The sequence below is a fragment of the Litoreibacter sp. GN1-5 genome (assembly GCF_055693805.1).
This window is the reverse complement of record NZ_JBVFUP010000001.1, coordinates 157,376-175,099: the sequence shown is the minus strand read 5'-3', so window position 1 is coordinate 175,099 and position 17,724 is coordinate 157,376. Positions and strand designations below refer to the sequence as shown.

General features: G+C 53.4%; 13 protein-coding genes. 7 read left to right on the top strand and 6 right to left on the bottom strand.

The window, feature by feature from the left end; all coding sequences use genetic code 11:
• Positions 1-9: 9 nt before the first annotated feature.
• Together glpK and glpD are read right to left on the bottom strand one after the other, a co-directional pair.
• Positions 10-1,497 carry a glycerol kinase GlpK gene (glpK, locus tag ACZ1HF_RS00825; protein WP_472655725.1) on the bottom strand — a complete coding sequence of 496 codons (1,488 nt, stop codon included), beginning with the start codon at positions 1,495-1,497 and terminating at the stop codon, positions 10-12.
• Positions 1,498-1,522: 25 nt separating this feature from the next.
• Entirely contained in the window at positions 1,523-3,124 is a 1,602-nt protein-coding gene (gene glpD / locus ACZ1HF_RS00820; RefSeq protein WP_472655724.1) for a glycerol-3-phosphate dehydrogenase, read from the bottom strand.
• A gap of 100 nt (positions 3,125-3,224) precedes the next feature.
• On the opposite strand from glpD, the gene ACZ1HF_RS00815 reads away from it, so the two are divergent.
• Positions 3,225-4,007 carry a DeoR/GlpR family DNA-binding transcription regulator gene (locus tag ACZ1HF_RS00815; protein ID WP_472655723.1) on the top strand — a complete coding sequence of 261 codons (783 nt, stop codon included), beginning with the start codon at positions 3,225-3,227 and terminating at the stop codon, positions 4,005-4,007.
• Here ACZ1HF_RS00815 and ACZ1HF_RS00810 read toward each other — a convergent pair.
• From ACZ1HF_RS00810 to ACZ1HF_RS00795, 4 genes are all read right to left on the bottom strand, one after another.
• Positions 3,988-5,403: an L-serine ammonia-lyase gene (locus ACZ1HF_RS00810; RefSeq protein ID WP_472655722.1), complete on the bottom strand. Its 1,416-nt coding sequence runs from the start codon at positions 5,401-5,403 to the stop codon at positions 3,988-3,990. The two genes, ACZ1HF_RS00815 and ACZ1HF_RS00810, sit on opposite strands and share 20 nt — an antisense overlap.
• 82 nt (positions 5,404-5,485) lie before the next feature.
• Positions 5,486-6,760, bottom strand: coding sequence for an ABC transporter permease (locus ACZ1HF_RS00805; RefSeq protein WP_472658944.1), 1,275 nt, complete (start codon positions 6,758-6,760; stop codon positions 5,486-5,488).
• Between the two features lie 65 nt (positions 6,761-6,825).
• Positions 6,826-7,632 (bottom strand): taurine ABC transporter ATP-binding protein, encoded by an 807-nt coding sequence (locus ACZ1HF_RS00800; RefSeq protein ID WP_472655721.1) that lies wholly within the window; start codon positions 7,630-7,632, stop codon positions 6,826-6,828.
• Positions 7,633-7,707: 75 nt separating this feature from the next.
• Complete coding sequence (locus ACZ1HF_RS00795; protein WP_472655720.1) at positions 7,708-8,706, bottom strand: taurine ABC transporter substrate-binding protein; 999 nt, start codon at positions 8,704-8,706, stop codon at positions 7,708-7,710.
• 510 nt (positions 8,707-9,216) lie between these two features.
• Between ACZ1HF_RS00795 and ACZ1HF_RS00790 the strand changes: the two genes are divergently transcribed.
• The 6 genes from ACZ1HF_RS00790 to ACZ1HF_RS00765 all read left to right on the top strand — a co-directional run bounded on the left by ACZ1HF_RS00790 (position 9,217) and on the right by ACZ1HF_RS00765 (position 17,724).
• Positions 9,217-10,602 carry an aminotransferase family protein gene (locus ACZ1HF_RS00790; protein ID WP_472655719.1) on the top strand — a complete coding sequence of 462 codons (1,386 nt, stop codon included), beginning with the start codon at positions 9,217-9,219 and terminating at the stop codon, positions 10,600-10,602.
• A 369-nt stretch (positions 10,603-10,971) separates the two neighbouring features.
• Positions 10,972-12,009: a PP2C family protein-serine/threonine phosphatase gene (locus ACZ1HF_RS00785; protein ID WP_472655718.1), complete on the top strand. Its 1,038-nt coding sequence runs from the start codon at positions 10,972-10,974 to the stop codon at positions 12,007-12,009.
• 78 nt (positions 12,010-12,087) lie between these two features.
• Positions 12,088-13,542 (top strand): MocR-like pyridoxine biosynthesis transcription factor PdxR, encoded by a 1,455-nt coding sequence (gene pdxR / locus ACZ1HF_RS00780; protein ID WP_472655717.1) that lies wholly within the window; start codon positions 12,088-12,090, stop codon positions 13,540-13,542.
• Positions 13,543-13,862: 320 nt separating this feature from the next.
• Complete coding sequence (xsc, locus tag ACZ1HF_RS00775; protein ID WP_472655716.1) at positions 13,863-15,632, top strand: sulfoacetaldehyde acetyltransferase; 1,770 nt, start codon at positions 13,863-13,865, stop codon at positions 15,630-15,632.
• Positions 15,633-15,782: 150 nt separating this feature from the next.
• Positions 15,783-16,742 carry a YeiH family protein gene (locus ACZ1HF_RS00770; protein WP_472655715.1) on the top strand — a complete coding sequence of 320 codons (960 nt, stop codon included), beginning with the start codon at positions 15,783-15,785 and terminating at the stop codon, positions 16,740-16,742.
• Between the two features lie 46 nt (positions 16,743-16,788).
• Positions 16,789-17,724, top strand: coding sequence for a phosphate acyltransferase (locus ACZ1HF_RS00765; protein WP_472655714.1), 936 nt, complete (start codon positions 16,789-16,791; stop codon positions 17,722-17,724).

The following is a 17,724-nucleotide window of genomic DNA, read 5'->3' as shown; positions in this document are numbered from 1 at the left end:
GCACCACCTTCACACAGACATGGTTGCCGTAACAGCCCTTTTCCAGGCAGCATATTTCCGGGTCCGTGTCGCGTCATCCATCGTAGGGCCAAACCGTCGCTCCAGCGCCCAGCTTCTGGCAAACTCGGCGCGGTCTGGATAGAGCCCGACGCGTGATCCGGCCAACCAAGCTGCACCCAAGGCCGTTGTTTCCAGAACTTCGGGACGATCTACCGATGCGCCAATGATGTCCGACAGAAACTGCATTGCCCAATCGCTGGCGCTCATCCCGCCATCAACACGTAGAACCTCGGCATCAGAAGCCCCATCCCAGTCAGCAAACATCGCTTCCAGCAAATCGCGAGTCTGGTAGCCGACGCTTTCAAGCGCAGCGCGGGCAAAGTCCTCGGGGCCAGAGTTTCGGTTCAGCCCATAAATAGCCCCGCGACATTCTGCGTTCCAGTAAGGCGCACCAAGGCCCGTGAAAGCTGGCACCAAAATAACCGATTGTGACGGGTCAGACGCCTCAGCCAGAGCTTGGGTTTCCTTCGCGTCGCGGATAATTTTCAAACCATCCCGGAGCCACTGCACCACAGCACCCGCAATGAAAATCGATCCTTCCAAGGCATAGGTTGGCTTGCCATTAAGCTGATAGGCAATGGTCGTCAGCAAACGGTTCTGCGACGTCACAGGCGTATCGCCTGTATTTAGCAATGCAAAACACCCCGTCCCATAGGTCGATTTCAGCATACCCGGCTCAAAGCAGGCCTGCCCGACGGTGGCCGCTTGCTGATCCCCCGCAACACCTAATATCGGAATCTCCTGCCCGAACAAATCAGCCCGCGCCATACCAAAATCAGCAGCGCAATCCCTGACCTCGGGCAGCATAGCCATGGGAATATCCAGCATGTCGCACATGGTTTTCGACCAACGCCCTTGCCGGATGTCATACATCATCGTGCGCGCGGCATTGGTGGCATCCGTGACAAACGACGCCCCACCCGTCAGCTTCCAGATCAGATAGGTATCCACAGTTCCGAAAAGCAGCTCTCCTTTTTCGGCTCGTGCTCTTGCGCCTTCTACATTCTCCAAAATCCAGCGCAACTTGGTGCCTGAGAAATACGGGTCCAACAATAGCCCCGTCTTTTTCGTGACAACCGGCTCATGCCCCGCCGCTTTCATGTCCTGACAGAACTCCGACGTGCGCCGGTCCTGCCAGACGATAGCTTTATGCACCGGCTGACCTGTGTTTTTATCCCAGACGATTGTAGTTTCGCGCTGGTTGGTGATCCCGATAGCGGCAATATCACCAGGTTTCAGCCCAGCTTTTTCGATCACGGCGCGGCACGTCCCCGCAGTCGAGGACCATAGATCGCCTACATCATGTTCCACCCAACCAGACGCCGGGTAATGCTGAGTGAATTCTTCCTGTGCAATGGCGACGATCTTCATCGCTTTGTCAAAGATGATTGCCCGGCTTGATGTTGTGCCTTGATCGATTGCAAGGATATGGGACATCGAAATCTCCTGTTCTTTGGGGATATTAAGCCTGTTCTGTGGCCGCTTGCAAAGCGTCTTGCGCCATGTTGGCCTGCATGAAGATGTCCAGCGTCTCAATCTGTTCTGCCGTCAATCGCAACCCAAGTTTGGAGCGCCGCCAGACAACATCCTGTGCCGTGCGGGCATACTCGTTTTTCATCAGCCAAAGAATTTCGCGCTCGGTCAAGCTAGCCCCAAAGACCTGCCCCATGTCTTCCAAACTTTTTGCCTGCCCAAGCACCTCTGCGGCCAGCGTCCCATAAGCTTTGATCAAACGGTGTGCCCAGAAATCATCCAGAAAGGCATAATCTGCTTTCAACTTGGTAATCAGGTCGTCCGTACCGCCAACCGGAAAATCACCGCCGGGAAGGGCAACACCGGCAGTCCAACTGCCCGATGTACCAGGGAAAAACGGCACGATCTTTTCCAACGCATGCTCAGCAAGCTTGCGGTAGGTCGTGATCTTGCCACCGAAGACATTCAGCATTGGTGCGCCGCCATCTTGATTGACCTTCAGAACATAGTCGCGCGTTGCAGCCGTCGCCGAAGTCGCACCGTCATCATATAGGGGGCGGACGCCGGAATACGTCCAGACGATATCATCTTTGGTGACAGGTTGTTTGAAATACTGTGAGGCGAAGTTGAGGAGATAGTTGGATTCTTCCTCTGTACAGACAGGCTTGGTAGATGGGTCGTCATGCTCTGCATCCGTGGTTCCGATGAGGGTGAAATCTGTTTCATAAGGAATGGCAAAGATGATCCGGCCGTCCTCGCCCTGAAAGAAATAGCACTTGTCATGGTCAAACAGCTTGCGCGTGACGATATGGCTGCCACGCACCAGACGAACCCCTTCGCTTGAGTTAATCCGCGCTGTGTTGCGGATGACATCCTCGACCCATGGCCCCCCGGCATTGATCAGCATTTTGGCGTGATGCGTGAATTCACGTCCCGATGCGACATCTTGCAAGGTGATCTTCCACAAATCCCCATCCCGTTCTGCGGACAGAACCTTGGTGCGCGTCATGATCTGCGCCCCGCGCGCCTGCGCATCGCGCGCGTTCAGGACAACAAGTCTGGAGTCTTCAATCCAGCAGTCGGAATATTCGTAAGCTTTCTCAAACCTATCCTGCAATGGCATCCCGACCGGATCCTGTTTCAGATTGACCGTCGTTGTGCCGGGCAATATTTTTCGACCGCCCAGATGGTCATAAAGGAACAACCCCAATCGGATCAGCCAAGCAGGCCTGCGGCCTTTCATCCATGGCATGAAGATGTTCAGAAGCTTCGATATGGGCGTTTCTCCTTCAAACCGCATGTCCCTGTGATATGGCAACACAAACCGCATCGGCCAGCTGATATGTGGCATGGCGCGCAACAAAGTTTCGCGCTCAATCAACGCTTCACGAACCAGCCTGACCTCAAAATACTCAAGGTAGCGCAGGCCCCCATGAAACAGCTTTGTCGACGCGGACGATGTGGCAGACGCCAGATCGTTCATTTCCGCCAAGCCAACCCGAAGCCCCCGCCCCGCCGCATCACGTGCAATGCCGCAGCCGTTGATCCCGCCACCAATGATAAACAGGTCCAGAATGTCTTCGTTTGCCATGGGGTCTCCGACTCATAAGGGCTCAATACCCCCTTTAGAGGCATGTTTACTTTCGTTTCGTCAAGGCATAGCTTCGCTTTATCTTCGTTTGAGAGCTGATATGCCCCTAAACCTACGCCAATCCGAAATCCTGTCGCTAGCCCGTATCCATGGCAAGGTCGAGGTCGATGACCTCGCCAGTCGTTTTGCCATTAGCGTGCAGACCATCCGAAAAGATCTGAGTGAGCTCTCGGAAACCGGCAAGCTAAAACGGGTCCACGGCGGGGCAATCTTGCCATTTGGCATTTCAAATATCGGCTACCAAGAAAGGCGGAAGCTGAATGCATCCGCCAAAGCCGCAATCGCCAAAAGCTGTGCGGCAGAGATTCCGGAAAATACGACGCTGTTTTTGAATATAGGCACCAGCACCGAAGCTGTGGCCCGCGAACTTCTACACCACCGCAACCTTATGGTTGTCACAAACAACATCAATGTTGCGAATATTCTGAGCGAAAATCCCGATTGCCAGATCATGGTCGCTGGCGGCGTTCTACGCAGATCCGATGGTGGATTGACAGGGGCTTTGACCACAAAAATGATCCAGCAGTTCAAGTTTGATTTCGCCGTAATCGGGTGTTCAGCGCTGGATTCGGATGGCGACTTGCTGGACTTCGATTTGCAGGAAGTCGGCGTCAGTCAGACGATCATCGATCAGTCACGCCAGACATTTCTTGTGGCGGATCATTCCAAGTTTCAACGCTCGGCCCCGGTGAAAATAGCGTCTCTGCGGGATGTGAACAGCATCTTCATCGACACTCCGTTACATGAACCACTAGAAGCACAGTGCAACACTTGGGAGACACGAGTAGTGATCAGCCCCTCATTCAGCACTGAGGCAAGTTGACCGCCAACCCACCCTGACTGGTTTCCTTGTATTTCGTATTCATATCGAGCCCGGTCTGGCGCATCGCCTCGATGCAATTGTCGAGTGGCATGAAATGTTGCCCGTCCCCGCGCAGCGCCAGCGAGGCGGCTGAGACCGCTTTTATCGCGCCAAGCCCATTACGCTCGATACAGGGCACCTGAACCAGACCGCCAACCGGATCACACGTCATGCCCAGATGATGTTCCAGTGCGATTTCGGCAGCGTTCTCTATTTGCGCGTTGGTGCCGCCCAGCGCAGCGCAAAGCCCCGCAGCCGCCATCGAAGATGCCGAGCCGACCTCGCCCTGGCACCCAACCTCGGCCCCGGAAATCGACGCATTATGCTTGATCAATCCACCAATTGCCGCAGCGGTCAAAAGAAAAATTCGCACCCCGTCATCATTCGCACCAACGCAATGATCACGATAATAGCGCAGCACTGAGGGCAGCACTCCAGCCGCGCCATTTGTGGGGGAGGTCACGACACGCCCACCGGCCGCGTTTTCTTCATTCACTGCCATGGCATAGACGCTCATCCAGTCATTTATCGTGTGTGGCTGCGACAGATTCCTGCCCTGCTCGGACAGAAGTTGGTCGTGAATATGCTTCGCCCGCCGCTTGACCCTTAGGCCACCGGGCAGTTCCCCCTCCATGCGCAGGCCACGGTCAATGCAGTCGAACATGGCATCCCGCAAACGCATGATCCCTTTGTCCAATACGGCCTTGCCCATATGGCTAAGCTCATTTGCCTCTTTCATGTGCGCGATGCTTTTGTCTGAAGCAGCGCCCATCTTCAGCATCTCTTCCGCTGATCCGAATGGATAAGGATAGCCAATCGCTGCTTTCTGGGCGTGCAATGCATTGGCATCACCGCGTGCCATGTCTTCCAGTTCGGTCGCAGTTAGGACAAACCCGCCACCGATAGAATAATAGGTCTCTTGCAGGTAGAGGTTTCCGACCTCATCAAAGGCTTTGAGGATCATACCATTGGCATGACCGGGGAGCGCAGTGTCGTAGTCAAATACAAGATCAACCTGCGGATCGAAGCGCAATGCACCCAAACCATCTGGCGTCACAGTGCATGTCTGCCGCACCTCTTCCTCCAAAGCCTCAACCGAATCCGGATTCAGTGTGTCGGGCAGAAATCCCATAAAGCCCAACATAACGGCGCGGTCTGTGGCATGACCCTTGCCAGTAAACGCGAGCGAGCCGTGAAGTGACGCCCCTAGCCCAGCCATTTGCCCAGCGCCCGGTTCCTTGTCTCGCCCCCCGCGTAGATCATCCAGAAACCGCCCAGCCGCAGTCATCGGTCCCATTGTGTGGGACGAGGACGGACCGATGCCGATCTTGAATATATCAAAGATGCTCAGAAACATGATAGCACCCCACCCTGAAACGAAAACCACCGCCTGTCCGGACAAGACAGGCGGTGGCGAATTTACGACCTTGGCTTAAGGATCAGCTGCGGCCCTTCCAGGGCACCAGATATTTCTCGGCCTGACGGAACAGAATATCGATGCAGTAGCCGATAATGCCGATCAGGATGATCCCGACGATCACGATGTCAGTCAACTGGAAGCGGGATGCAACCATGATCATCATGCCTGCACCTTCCGTCGCAGCAACAAGTTCTGCCGCAACCACGGTGCCCCAGCAAACACCCATGGCAACCCGCGCCCCGGTGAAGATTTCCGGCAGCGAGTTCGGGATAATCACATGTCGCAATATCTGGAACTTGGAAGCCCCAAGCGAATAGGCTGCGTGAACCTTGGTAATATTGACACCAGACACACCAGCGCGCGCCGCAATCGCCATGATCCATAGCGCCGCAAGGAACAGCAGAATGATCTTACCGATCTCACCGATGCCCGCCCAGATGATCACCAACGGGATCAGCGCAAGTGGTGGCACGGGTCGCATGAATTCCACAATCGGATCGAACCAGCCACGGAACCAACCTGACAAACCCATTGCATAGCCCAACGGAATGCCCACGATTGCACCAAAGAGAAAGCCAATCACAACGCGAAATAAGGAATACCCCAGGTGTTCCACCAGAGTGGAGTTTTGATAGCCTTCCGTCATCAGTTTGAAAAACCGGCTTACAACCGTATCAGGGGATGGCAACCACAGCGGGTCCATCTGTATGCCCTTGGAGGGGATGAAATTCAGCGTCCCCTTAGGTGTCATACCGACTTGTCCCCCGTCCACACGAACGCGGCCACCAGCCTCAAGCGGCGTACCGTTGACTGCAACGATTGTCACGCCGTCATCTCGCCCACGCTCATCATTTTGGTCTACCCGGATCAGTTTGGAACGTCCGGCTTCAACAGTGACTATATCATTCTTTGCAAAACCATCGTCAGCACCTTCCGCAGCTGGGTCCTCAACATCCGTCCCGAATGTATGCACACGGGCGAATACCGTCGCCTCGTCCTCAACACCGGCTTCATCCTGCGCGGTGTAGGTGAAACTCGTATCACCTTTGAATGGCCCCGGCACATGCAGGAAGGATGGCAAAGCAGAAGACGCCGTAAACGAGCCCCATAGAATGAACAAAAACACGATTGAGACTACCGAGGCGACCCCATTGGACGAAACAGAGCTTTCATCCCCGAACGTCACGGTTTTGAGCGAACCATAATCAGCCTTTGGCGACAAAACCTTCCTGATCATCTGGTAGACGAACATCGTTGCAAGGATCAGAGCGACATATCCCAGTATGAACGGCATAGCCCTGATAATACCCGACAGCAGAATCTGAACCTCACCCCAGAGATCGGACAGCGCAAAAGCAATCATGCGTTTTCCTCCGTCCGGCCCATAATTTCCTCTTCCATATCCCAGATCATGCTCAGTATTTCCTCACGCGTAGATGCGTAGTCCTTGTGTTTCTTAACCTCACGCAGATCAGCGCCAACGCCCATTTCTGCGAATGGCAAGCGATATTCCTTGTGAATACGACCAGGGCGCGGTGCCATAACAAGCAGGCGTTCCCCCAATAGCAACGCTTCTTCAACCGAGTGGGTAATCAGAATGATCGTCTTGCCTGTCTCTTTCCACAACTTCAGCACCAGACCTTGCATCTTCTCACGGGTCAGCGCATCCAACGCCCCCAGCGGCTCATCCATCAAGATCACATCGGGGTCATTTGCAAGGCAACGGGCTAGGGCAACACGCTGCTGCATCCCGCCGGACAATTCGTAGATCGCTTTTTCCTTGAAGTCTTTCAGACCAACAACTTCCAGAAGATGGTCAACATTCTCGGCATATTCCGCAGGCTTTTGCCCCTTCATCTTTGGGCCAAAAGAGACGTTTTCACGAACGCTCATCCATTCGAACAGGGCTCCTTGTTGAAATACCATACCACGCTCTGCATCTGGGCCGGTAACAGTATGATCCCCAAGAATGATTTTGCCTTCTGTTGGGGCAAGAAACCCAGCAACAATGTTAAGCAGTGTTGTCTTTCCACAGCCCGAGGGGCCAAGAACAGACAGCAGATCACCTTGTTTGAGATCGAGTGATACGTTCTTCAATGCTTGAACAGATGTTCCGTTCGGCAGGTCAAAACGCATGGAAATATTTTCAATTGACAGACCGGACACGGGCTGTGCTCCTTTAACGAGGGCAGTCAAAAAGGCAGGTCAGAGACCCGACCCGCCTTTGAGGTTTTGCTTAATTTACTGGTTGCTTGACAGAGGGGCGGTATTTACATTGCCCTCATAGCTGTCGAGTGCATTTTCCACATCGCCAGCTTCCACAAACACGTCAGCAACACCCTTCATGAATGTCTGAGATCCGCCACCGAACCACTTGTCAGACAGCTGTTCTTCGACAGATGGGAAGCTGAACGTCGCCATTGTGCTTTCAGCATCGGCAAGCTCCATACCTGCGTCCTTGGCTATAACGGGCAGCATCTCGTCCTTGCTGTCACCAGCGTTCCATTTGGCGTTCATTTCCGCAGTCACAGCCACGAATTTCTCAACCATTTCAGCGTTTTCAGCGACAAAATCTGCTGGTGCAGTTGTGACGTCGAATACCAAAATACCCAGCTCTTCCTTTTCGGCACCGGTCAGCAGAACATTCCCATGCTCTTTCATGCGGCGCAATGCACCGCCCCACCCGCAGGCCATATCAACGGCACCTTGTGCAATCGCGGCAGCACCTTCTGGCGGAGCCATGTTCACGATATCAAGCGACGCGATATCGACGCCAAAATGATCCATTTGCTTCAGGAAGCCATAATGGGCAGCCGTCCCAAGTGGCACTGCAACTTTTTTGCCGGAAAGTTCTGAGGCCGAGTCCTTATCGATCTCAAGACCAGCCGATACAACGCAGTTGTCGTTTTCAGAATAGCTTACAGCAACGTCAATGGCCTGAAGATCCTGCCCGGCAGATGTAGCAACGACGAAAGGTGGTACACCTTGGCTAACAGAAATCTGGACATCGCCAGATGCCATGGCAGCAGACATTGCCGTGCCAGTATCAAATGCAACCCAGTTTACAGTTGTGCCCAAGGCTTCGTCGTAAAGCCCATTCACCTTCCCAAACTGAAATGGCATGGGCCATTCAAGGAAGTACCCTACTGTCAGACTATGGCCATCGGCATTCGCTGACTGTGCGCCAGCCAACATGGCAACGCCTGCAACGGCACTCATCAGTTTTGAAGTTAATTTCATTTCGTTCTCCCAGTAATGAACAGTTGATATTTTGTACTATAGTTTGCGGGAAGTGAGACTTTAACACCGCCCTACTTCTGATGATACTAACCATCACTTTAAAGCCTCTCCCAAGCTTGGCTGACGGTCACACTATATTTGCAGTTCCCCCGTATATATCATGTGCTGCGATACATCTTGTACTTATTAGCAGTGTACATGACCACTTCTCAAAATTGAGTGGAGAAAAGATTCTAGCACGAGTCAATGCTTTCATTCAAAATGCAGGTATATTTTTTAATGCTAATTTCAAAACTAATGATGATGCAAATCCGTTAAAAACAGCGATATATCTGCTTTTAGCCGCATAGATGCTCTGAAAATATCTTACATCTGGATATATCCTATTTGACTTTTTGGCCCTATTAGTTGGCTAATCTGTATGCAGCTTCTTAATTTAGTTACAAAGGTATGTCCGCCGGATTCGCGAGCATACCCCGCTCAACCCTAGTCACAGATTGGAAGACAACCATGGATGGCACTCTGCAAAGCAATGATCTTAGCGGTATCGTCGAGGCGGATCGCGCTCATGTCTGGCATCACCTGATCCAGCATAAACCTTTTGAGACCGGGGAACCGCGTATCATTGTCGAAGGCAAGGGCATGCGCGTCTGGGACCAGAAAGGTAAAGAACATATCGATGCTGTGTCCGGCGGGGTCTGGACTGTTAATGTCGGCTACGGACGTGAAAGCATTGCAAATGCAGTGCGCGATCAACTGGTCAAGATGAATTTTTTCGGTGGCACCGCAGGATCGGTTCCTGGTGCAATATTCAGTGAAAAACTAATCGAGAAAATGCCGGGTATGTCCCGCGTTTACTATGCGAATTCCGGTTCTGAGGCGAATGAGAAAGCCTTCAAAATGATCCGCCAGATTGCCCATAAGAAATATGGCGGCAAGAAACACAAAATCCTGTTCCGCGAGCGTGATTACCATGGCACAACCATCACAACACTCAGCGCGGGCGGTCAGCCGGAACGCAATGCGCTTTATGGCCCTTATACACCAGGCTTCGTGCAGGTTCCCCATTGTTTGGAATACCGCAACCAATATGGCGCTTGCGAAGAAGGGTATGGCGTACACGCAGCAAAGGCCATTGAAGAGGTTATACTACGCGAAGGCCCGGACACTGTTGGCGGTCTGTGCCTGGAACCCGTAACCGCAGGCGGCGGTGTTATCACGCCCCCGGAAGGTTATTGGGAAACTGTGCAAGAGATTTGTGCAAAATACGATATACTGCTTCACATTGACGAAGTTGTCTGCGGTGTGGGGCGAACCGGCACTTGGTTTGGGTATCAGAATTATGGCATCAAGCCTGATTTTGTGACCATGGCGAAAGGTGTGGCCTCCGGTTATGCCGCAATTTCATGCTGCGTCACGACAGAAGACGTGTTCGACATGTTCAAGGATGATGTAAACGATCCGCTAAGCTACTTCCGCGATATATCCACGTTCGGCGGCTGCACTGCGGGCCCAGCTGCCGCGATTGAAAATATGCGGATCATCGAGGATGAGAATCTGCTCGAAAATACCAAGCAAATGGGCGCACGCCTTGTCGACAATCTCAATGCACTGGCAGAGAAACACATCGCTATCGGTGACGTGCGCGGTAAAGGCTTGTTCTGCGGGGCAGAGCTTGTCACAGACCGCAGCACAAAAGAGCCGATGGACGAGAAAAAGGTTCAAGCCATCGTGGCAGATTGTATGCAACAAGGTGTCGTGATTGGTGCCACCAATCGTTCCCTTCCGGGCCTGAACAATACGATCTGCCTCAGCCCTGCTTTGATCGCGACCGCTGATGATATCGATCAGATCACTGATGCAATTGATCAGGCGATGGGTCGCGTTCTGGGCTAGACCTCAAAGCAAAATCACAATCAAAGCATAGCCCCCGTTCTTCGGGGGCTATTTTTCATTAAACATACCGGACTTAGACAGGCCAAGCCGCACAAAAATATAGCGCTCACGAATTTTTTCCGCTCACTTTTTAAGCGATCTCTGCAAGCAACATGGCAATGATGGATTTAGTGGATTTAAACCGCTCTTTTGTCATAATTTATCAAAATAAAATCCCAACCCGTTTTTCATTGCAAACTTAGATAACTCGGGAATAGAAAGATTTATAGTGTGAATAAAGAGTATGGAAATTCGAAAAATGTCGCATGAAACCTATATGGCTCCGACAGTGCCGAAACGGCTGAGTTTCCACGTATGGAGCTTCTTACGATGTCAGACAATACACCATCCGACCTGAACACTTTGTATTTTGACGTTGCCACGGCAGCGAACAAAGGTGGACGGGATTATCAGGAAGATACGCTGATTTCCGGCTTTGCCTTCGGTCAGAACTATGGCTTTGCTATTTTGGCTGATGGTATGGGCGGACACGCAGCCGGGGATATTGCAAGCGCGCTTGTTGCTGCTGAGGTTTTTGCACATTTTCAAATGAATGCCAGCAGCCTTGAGGACGGCTCGGACGTATTGCCATTAATCCTGCGTGATGCGGCTGAACATGCGAATGTGCGTATTGCTGCGCATGTAAAGCAAGAACCTTCCACCAAAGGAATGGGCAGCACGCTTCTTGCGCCTGTGTTTAGCGGCAACAGACTGTCATGGATATCGATTGGCGATTCACCGTTGTTGTTGTTCCGCGATGGCGCACTAAGAATGCTGAACAAAGACCATTCGATGGTTCCGCAGATTGAGCTGATGGTCAAAACCGGTGCGCTCGCCCCGGAAGCTGCTATAAACCATCCAGACAGCAACACATTGCTGTCCGTTGTCGATGGCAATGAAATTGCAGAAATTGACTGCCCCGACACGCCAATCAAACTGTTGCCGGGCGATATTATCGTCGCGGCAAGTGATGGGATACAGTTTCTAAGCAATGAAGAGATCGCAAATACACTCAAGAAATTCCAGAACACAACGAGCGCACAGATCACAGATGCGCTGCTTGATGCGTTGCTGAACCTCAACGATCCAGCGCAGGACAATATATCGTTTATCGTGGTAATGATCGGCGAGAATATCAAAGATAAGTCTGAGCTGAACCCGGATCAGATGCCTGTACTTGCTGTTGCGTCGGAACCAAGTGAGGGACAGGTTGAAGAACCCGCTCCGAAGGAGAAGCAAACGATCCTTCAAAAGTATTTCTACCGCGGAAAGGAATACGCCAAAGAAGTCGAGGTGAAAAAAACCGACGACGATGAAGGGCAATATTACTACTACCGGGGTCAACGCTATAAGCGCGAGGATAAATAAAAAGCGCGGGCGCATATCGCACTTTCCAGACACGCAAATTTCGCATATCCAGAAACTGAACCCAATAAGGCCAGTTTCATGCCTATCGCCGTAGAAACCTTTTTCCTCGACCCTGTTTTCGAGGGGACCCTTCAACAACAAATCCAGCAAATGGTGGCGGGCGGCATCCTGTCGGGGCGATTCCGTCCGGGGGAAAAGCTGCCCTCGTCGCGCAAATTGGCGCAGCATCTTGGAGTCAGTCGCATCACGGTGACGCTGGCGTATAATGAGCTGATGGCCGATGACTATCTCAGTTCGGAAGGGCGTTCGGGCTATTATGTCTCTGCGAACGCGCCTGAACCTCCGCAAGTCACGTCACGCAAATCCGGCGATACGGTGGATTGGTCACGCGCAATCGGCACACGCTTTTCCGGGAGCCTGCAACTCGAAAAACCACTTGATTGGCGGCGTTACAAATACCCGTTTCTTTATGGTCAGGTCGATCCATCCCTGTTTGACAGGCAGAACTGGCGACTTTGTGCGGTGCGTGCGCTGGGGCAACGGGATTTCGACAGCCTGACGGCTGATCAAGTGGACCGCGATGACCCGCAATTGCTGGAATTCATCGCCCGCAATACCTTGCCTCGTCGCGGCATTCTGGCAAATCCGGATGAAATCCTGATCACACTCGGCGCACAGAACGCGCTTTGGTTGACCGCACAGGTGTTGCTGACCCAACGCCGGACCGCCGCCCATGAAGACCCCTGCTATCCCGGCCTGCGCTCGATCCTGCGCCAATCCCGTTGTCATCGGATCACAATCCCCGTGGATGGCGACGGCCTGCCACCGGACCAGATTCCACCAGAAACAGACGTGGTCTTCACCACGCCCAGCCATCAGTGCCCGACAACAGCAACCATGCCAATTGAACGTCGGCAAGAGTTATTGAAACGCGCGACGCAAGATGATTTTCTGGTGGTGGAAGACGATTATGAATTCGAAATGTCGTTTCTCAAACCGCCCTCTCCCGCGCTGAAATCATTGGATTCAGAGGGCCGGGTGATCTACATCGGCTCGTTCTCGAAATCTCTGTTCCCCGGCTTACGACTGGGCTATCTGGTTGGCCCCGCGCCGTTTATCCGCGAGGCCCGCGCCCTCCGCTCGACCGTTTTGCGCCACCCGCCCGGCCATATACAGCGCACCGCAGCATATTTCCTGTCACTTGGCCACTATGACACGATGATCCGACGTCTCCGTAACGCACTCCATGACAGACGCAGGGCGATGGACAACGCCTTGCGCGAACACGGGTTGGAAGTCGCAGGCAGCGGCACATTCGGTGGGTCCAGCCTGTGGATGAAGGCTCCGGACGGGGTGGATGTGGAACTATTAGCGGAAAAACTGCGCGAGCGTAGCGTTTTGATCGAACCTGGCCCGGCCTTTTGCGAACGGGAAAACCGCACCAAAAGCCATTACCGGCTGGCTTACTCGTCGATCACCACCCCGCATATTGCCCCCGGTGTAGCCCTGATTGCTGACGCATTGAAGCAGTAGTGAGCGAGTTTGATGTCATGGGACACAAGGAAGCCAGGCCCTAGATAAGCGGAAGCTAATGCATATGGCATCGCTACAAAATACAAAGCTCCATCTGGTAAATACGATCAGCCAAGGTTGACAAATTGAACTCGATTATAACCGCTTAGCCGCGTGCAAACTGCGACATTTCAACCGACCCAGCTTGCACAGTTGAATTCAATCTGGATATATCGGCGCAATATTTTGGTTATAACACGGAATCGCAATCCAACATATCAACCCCTAGATAGCAGCACACTTTCCGGCCGCTGCGTTCTGCATTTATTGGGAGAACTGCAATGAAAATGACGACCGAAGAAGCCTTCGTAAAAACACTCCAGATGCATGGCATCAGACACGCTTTCGGGATCATCGGCTCTGCCATGATGCCAATTTCTGACCTTTTCCCTGCTGCTGGCATCAAATTCTGGGACTGCGCCCATGAATGCAACGCCGGGATGAGCGCCGATGGCTATACCCGCGTGACCGGCAAAATGTCGATGATGATCGCGCAAAACGGCCCCGGCATTACCAACTTCGTTACACCTGTGAAAACGGCCTATTGGAACCACACGCCGCTTCTATTGGTCACACCACAAGCCGCGAACAAGACCATTGGTCAGGGCGGCTTTCAGGAAATCGAGCAGATGAAACTGTTCGAAGATATGGTTTGCTATCAGGAAGAAGTTCGCGATCCATCTCGCATGGCCGAAGTGCTGAACCGCGTGATTGAAAAAGCCATCCGTGGCTCTGCCCCTGCTCAGATCAACATCCCACGGGATTACTGGACGCAGGTCGTCGACATTGAGCTGCCTCAGATCGTCCGCCTTGAGCGTCCTGCCGGTGGCGAAGAGGCCATCACTGAAGCTGCCGAGCTTCTGTCCAACGCGAAATTCCCGGTCATTCTGAACGGTGCTGGCGTGGTCATCGGCGGCGCGATCCCTGCCTCTGCCAAACTGGCCGAAGCGCTGGATGCACCTGTATGCTGCGGTTATCAGCACAATGACGCTTTCCCCGGCTCGCACCCGCTTTCTGTCGGACCACTTGGCTATAACGGTTCCAAAGCCGCGATGGAACTGATTGCAAAGGCCGATGTGGTTCTGGCCCTTGGCACACGTCTTAACCCGTTCTCGACACTGCCGGGTTACGGCATTGATTACTGGCCAAAAGATGCGAAAATCATTCAGGTCGACATCAATTCTGACCGGATCGGCCTGACTAAGAAAGTCAGTGTGGGCATTCAGGGCGACGCCAAAAAAGTTGCAGAACAATTGCTGGCAAAACTGTCAGATGGGGCTGGCGATGCAGGTCGTGCGGACCGCAAGGCACTTATCGCGGACACCAAATCCAAGTGGCTGCAACAGTTGTCCTCCATGGATCACGAAGAAGACGATCCGGGCACCAACTGGAACGAGCGCGCCCGCAATCGTGAGCCAGAGCGTATGTCACCCCGTCAAGCATGGCGTGCCATTCAGGCGGCTCTGCCGAAAGAGGCGATTATTTCCTCCGACATCGGCAACAACTGCGCTATCGGCAATGCTTATCCAACCTTTGAGGAAGGCCGCAAGTATCTGGCACCCGGTCTGTTCGGCCCTTGCGGCTATGGCCTGCCAGCCATCCTTGGCGCCAAGATCGGTAAACCCGATGTGCCGGTTGTAGGCTTTGCTGGTGACGGTGCATTCGGCATCTCGATGAACGAGATGACAGCTTGCGGCCGCAATGATTGGCCTCCGATCACAATGATCATCTTCCGCAACTACCAATGGGGCGCTGAAAAGCGCAACACAACCCTGTGGTTCGATGACAACTTCGTCGGGACAGAGCTTAACCTTGGCGTGAACTATGCCAAAATCGCAGATGCATGTGGTTTGAAAGGCGTTCAAGTCACGTCGATGGACCAGCTGACCGATGCTCTGAACACAGCTGTCAAAGAACAAATGAATGACGGTGTCACCACCTTCATCGAAATTGTTCTTAATCAGGAACTGGGGGAACCCTTCCGCCGCGACGCAATGAAAAAGCCCGCCCCTGTGGCTGGCATCAGCGCGACCGATATGGCTGCCGAATAATCTGCTGATACGACAATTGAACAGGCCGCTTTGGCGGCCTGTTTCCTAGCCAACACCTTTTGCCCTGCACGACAGAGAAGGATGCACAGGTTGCCAGCACTGTCGCCCCAAGGCATATCTGAGTTTACACAAAAGATGTGGCCCGGCTTCATGATGGCTGCGGTCTTGGCGGCTGCCGCCAAATACCTGTCCGAGCATTATGGCGCACCCGCAATGCTGATGGCTTTATTGCTTGGCATCGCCTTCCATTTCCTTGCCGAAGAGGGCAAATGCGTGGCCGGGATCGAGTTCACCGCCCGCACGGTTCTTCGTATTGGTGTCGCACTGCTTGGTGCTCGGATCAGTGCCGAACTGATCGTCGGGCTTGGCTTTAACCTGATTGCATTGGTTGTCCTTGGGGTTCTTCTGACAATTGGCATAGGCTTTCTGGGCGCAAAAATTCTGGGCCGCGGCTGGCGGTTCGGGCTGTTAACAGGTGGCTCGGTCGCTATTTGTGGTGCCTCGGCAGCAATGGCCATATCCGCCGTACTTCCCAAAAATGAACATTCTGAGCGCAACTTGATTTTCACTGTTCTCAGCGTAACCGTGCTCAGCACGCTTGCCATGGTGATCTACCCGATTGTGACGACAACGCTTGAGCTGGACCACCGTGCCACAGGTGTGTTTCTGGGCGGCACAATCCATGATGTGGCCCAAGTGGTCGGCGCTGGCTTTTCGGTATCGCAAGAAACCGGCGAGATTGCAACGTTGGTCAAGCTGATCCGGGTAACGATGCTGGCACCCGTTGTGCTTATTATTGCACTTGCCGTGCGTCGCTATGCCGATGAGACAGAGCTCAGCGGCACACGTCCACCGATTATACCCTTCTTCGTCATTATGTTTCTTGTCTTCGCCGCCATGAATTCCGCAGGTGCTTTGCCCACAATCGTCATCGACGCAATGAGCGAGGCGTCGCGATGGGCGCTTCTGACTTCGATTGCGGCTGTGGGCATGAAAACGTCGCTCAAACGAATTTTCGAAGTTGGTGGTCAGGCAATCGCTCTGATCGTGGCCGAAACCATTTTCATCGCCATTTTTGTTCTGGCAGGTCTTGCGTGGTTGTCGCAATGATACCTCTGGATGCTCCAAACTCATCACCTCAAGGGAAAGTATGACCATGACGCACACCCCCTTTCTGTCCTCGCGCGAAGCTGTTTGCCCGCAAAACCTGATCGACATGGCACGCAAGGCTGGCGCGCCTCGTGTTGCTATTGCCCGCGCTGGCTCGGCTTTGCCAATGGAAGCCGCGCAGGATGCAACCGAGGCTGGCATTATGGTGCCTGTCTTCACCGGCGAACGTGCCTTGATTGAAGCTGAGGCCGAAAAGCTGGACTGGGACATCTCGGGGTTCGAACTGATCGAAGCCGAGGGCGAAGCAGAAGCCGGTAAAGCCGCCGCCTTTGCTTGCGGTGAAGGCCGTGCAGATGTGATGATGAAAGGTCAGCTGCATACAGATGTCTTCATGAAATCAGCCCTGAACCGCGACGCAGGCTTGCGCACGGGCAATCGTCTTGTACATGTGTTCCACATCACCCACCCCGACGGGGGCAAGCCCCTTGTCATCTCGGACGGGGCCGTGAATGTGGACCCAAACCTTGAAACACGTCAGGATGCCAGCCGCGAAGTGGTCAAGCTGCTGCATAGGCTTGGCAATCCGCATCCCAAAGTGGCCTATCTTTCGGCGACTGAGTCTGTGATCCCCTCGGTTCCCAGTTCAGTTGAGGCGGAAGAGCTGACCACATGGGCCAGAGCGAATATCGACAATGCATCTTTCTCGGGTCCGCTGGCACTCGACCTGATCCTGTCGCCCGAGGCCGTTGCAACCAAAGGATTAACCGACGACCCAGTCGCAGGTCAGGCCGATGCTATCATCGTGCCTGACATCGTCTCGGGCAACGCTTTGTTCAAATCTGTAGTCTATCTGGCTGGCGGATGTGCAGCGGGCATCGTTATGGGGGCCAAAGTGCCAATCCTTTTGACCTCTCGCGCTGATCCACCTGCGGCCCGGCTTGCATCCGCAGCCCTTGCCGCGATCACGGTAGGGCAAAGCTGA

Bases quoted from the DNA above. Each gene is read 5' to 3' on its own strand.
- glpK (WP_472655725.1), bottom strand. From the start codon at position 1,497: ATGTCCCATATCCTTGCAATCGATCAAGGCACAACATCAAGCCGGGCA.
- glpD (WP_472655724.1), bottom strand. From the start codon at position 3,124: ATGGCAAACGAAGACATTCTGGACCTGTTTATCATTGGTGGCGGGATC.
- ACZ1HF_RS00815 (WP_472655723.1), top strand. From the start codon at position 3,225: ATGCCCCTAAACCTACGCCAATCCGAAATCCTGTCGCTAGCCCGTATC.
- ACZ1HF_RS00810 (WP_472655722.1), bottom strand. From the start codon at position 5,403: ATGTTTCTGAGCATCTTTGATATATTCAAGATCGGCATCGGTCCGTCC.
- ACZ1HF_RS00805 (WP_472658944.1), bottom strand. From the start codon at position 6,760: ATGCCGTTCATACTGGGATATGTCGCTCTGATCCTTGCAACGATGTTC.
- ACZ1HF_RS00795 (WP_472655720.1), bottom strand. From the start codon at position 8,706: ATGAAATTAACTTCAAAACTGATGAGTGCCGTTGCAGGCGTTGCCATG.
- ACZ1HF_RS00790 (WP_472655719.1), top strand. From the start codon at position 9,217: ATGGATGGCACTCTGCAAAGCAATGATCTTAGCGGTATCGTCGAGGCG.
- ACZ1HF_RS00785 (WP_472655718.1), top strand. From the start codon at position 10,972: ATGTCAGACAATACACCATCCGACCTGAACACTTTGTATTTTGACGTT.
- pdxR (WP_472655717.1), top strand. From the start codon at position 12,088: ATGCCTATCGCCGTAGAAACCTTTTTCCTCGACCCTGTTTTCGAGGGG.
- xsc (WP_472655716.1), top strand. From the start codon at position 13,863: ATGAAAATGACGACCGAAGAAGCCTTCGTAAAAACACTCCAGATGCAT.
- ACZ1HF_RS00770 (WP_472655715.1), top strand. From the start codon at position 15,783: ATGATGGCTGCGGTCTTGGCGGCTGCCGCCAAATACCTGTCCGAGCAT.
- ACZ1HF_RS00765 (WP_472655714.1), top strand. From the start codon at position 16,789: ATGACGCACACCCCCTTTCTGTCCTCGCGCGAAGCTGTTTGCCCGCAA.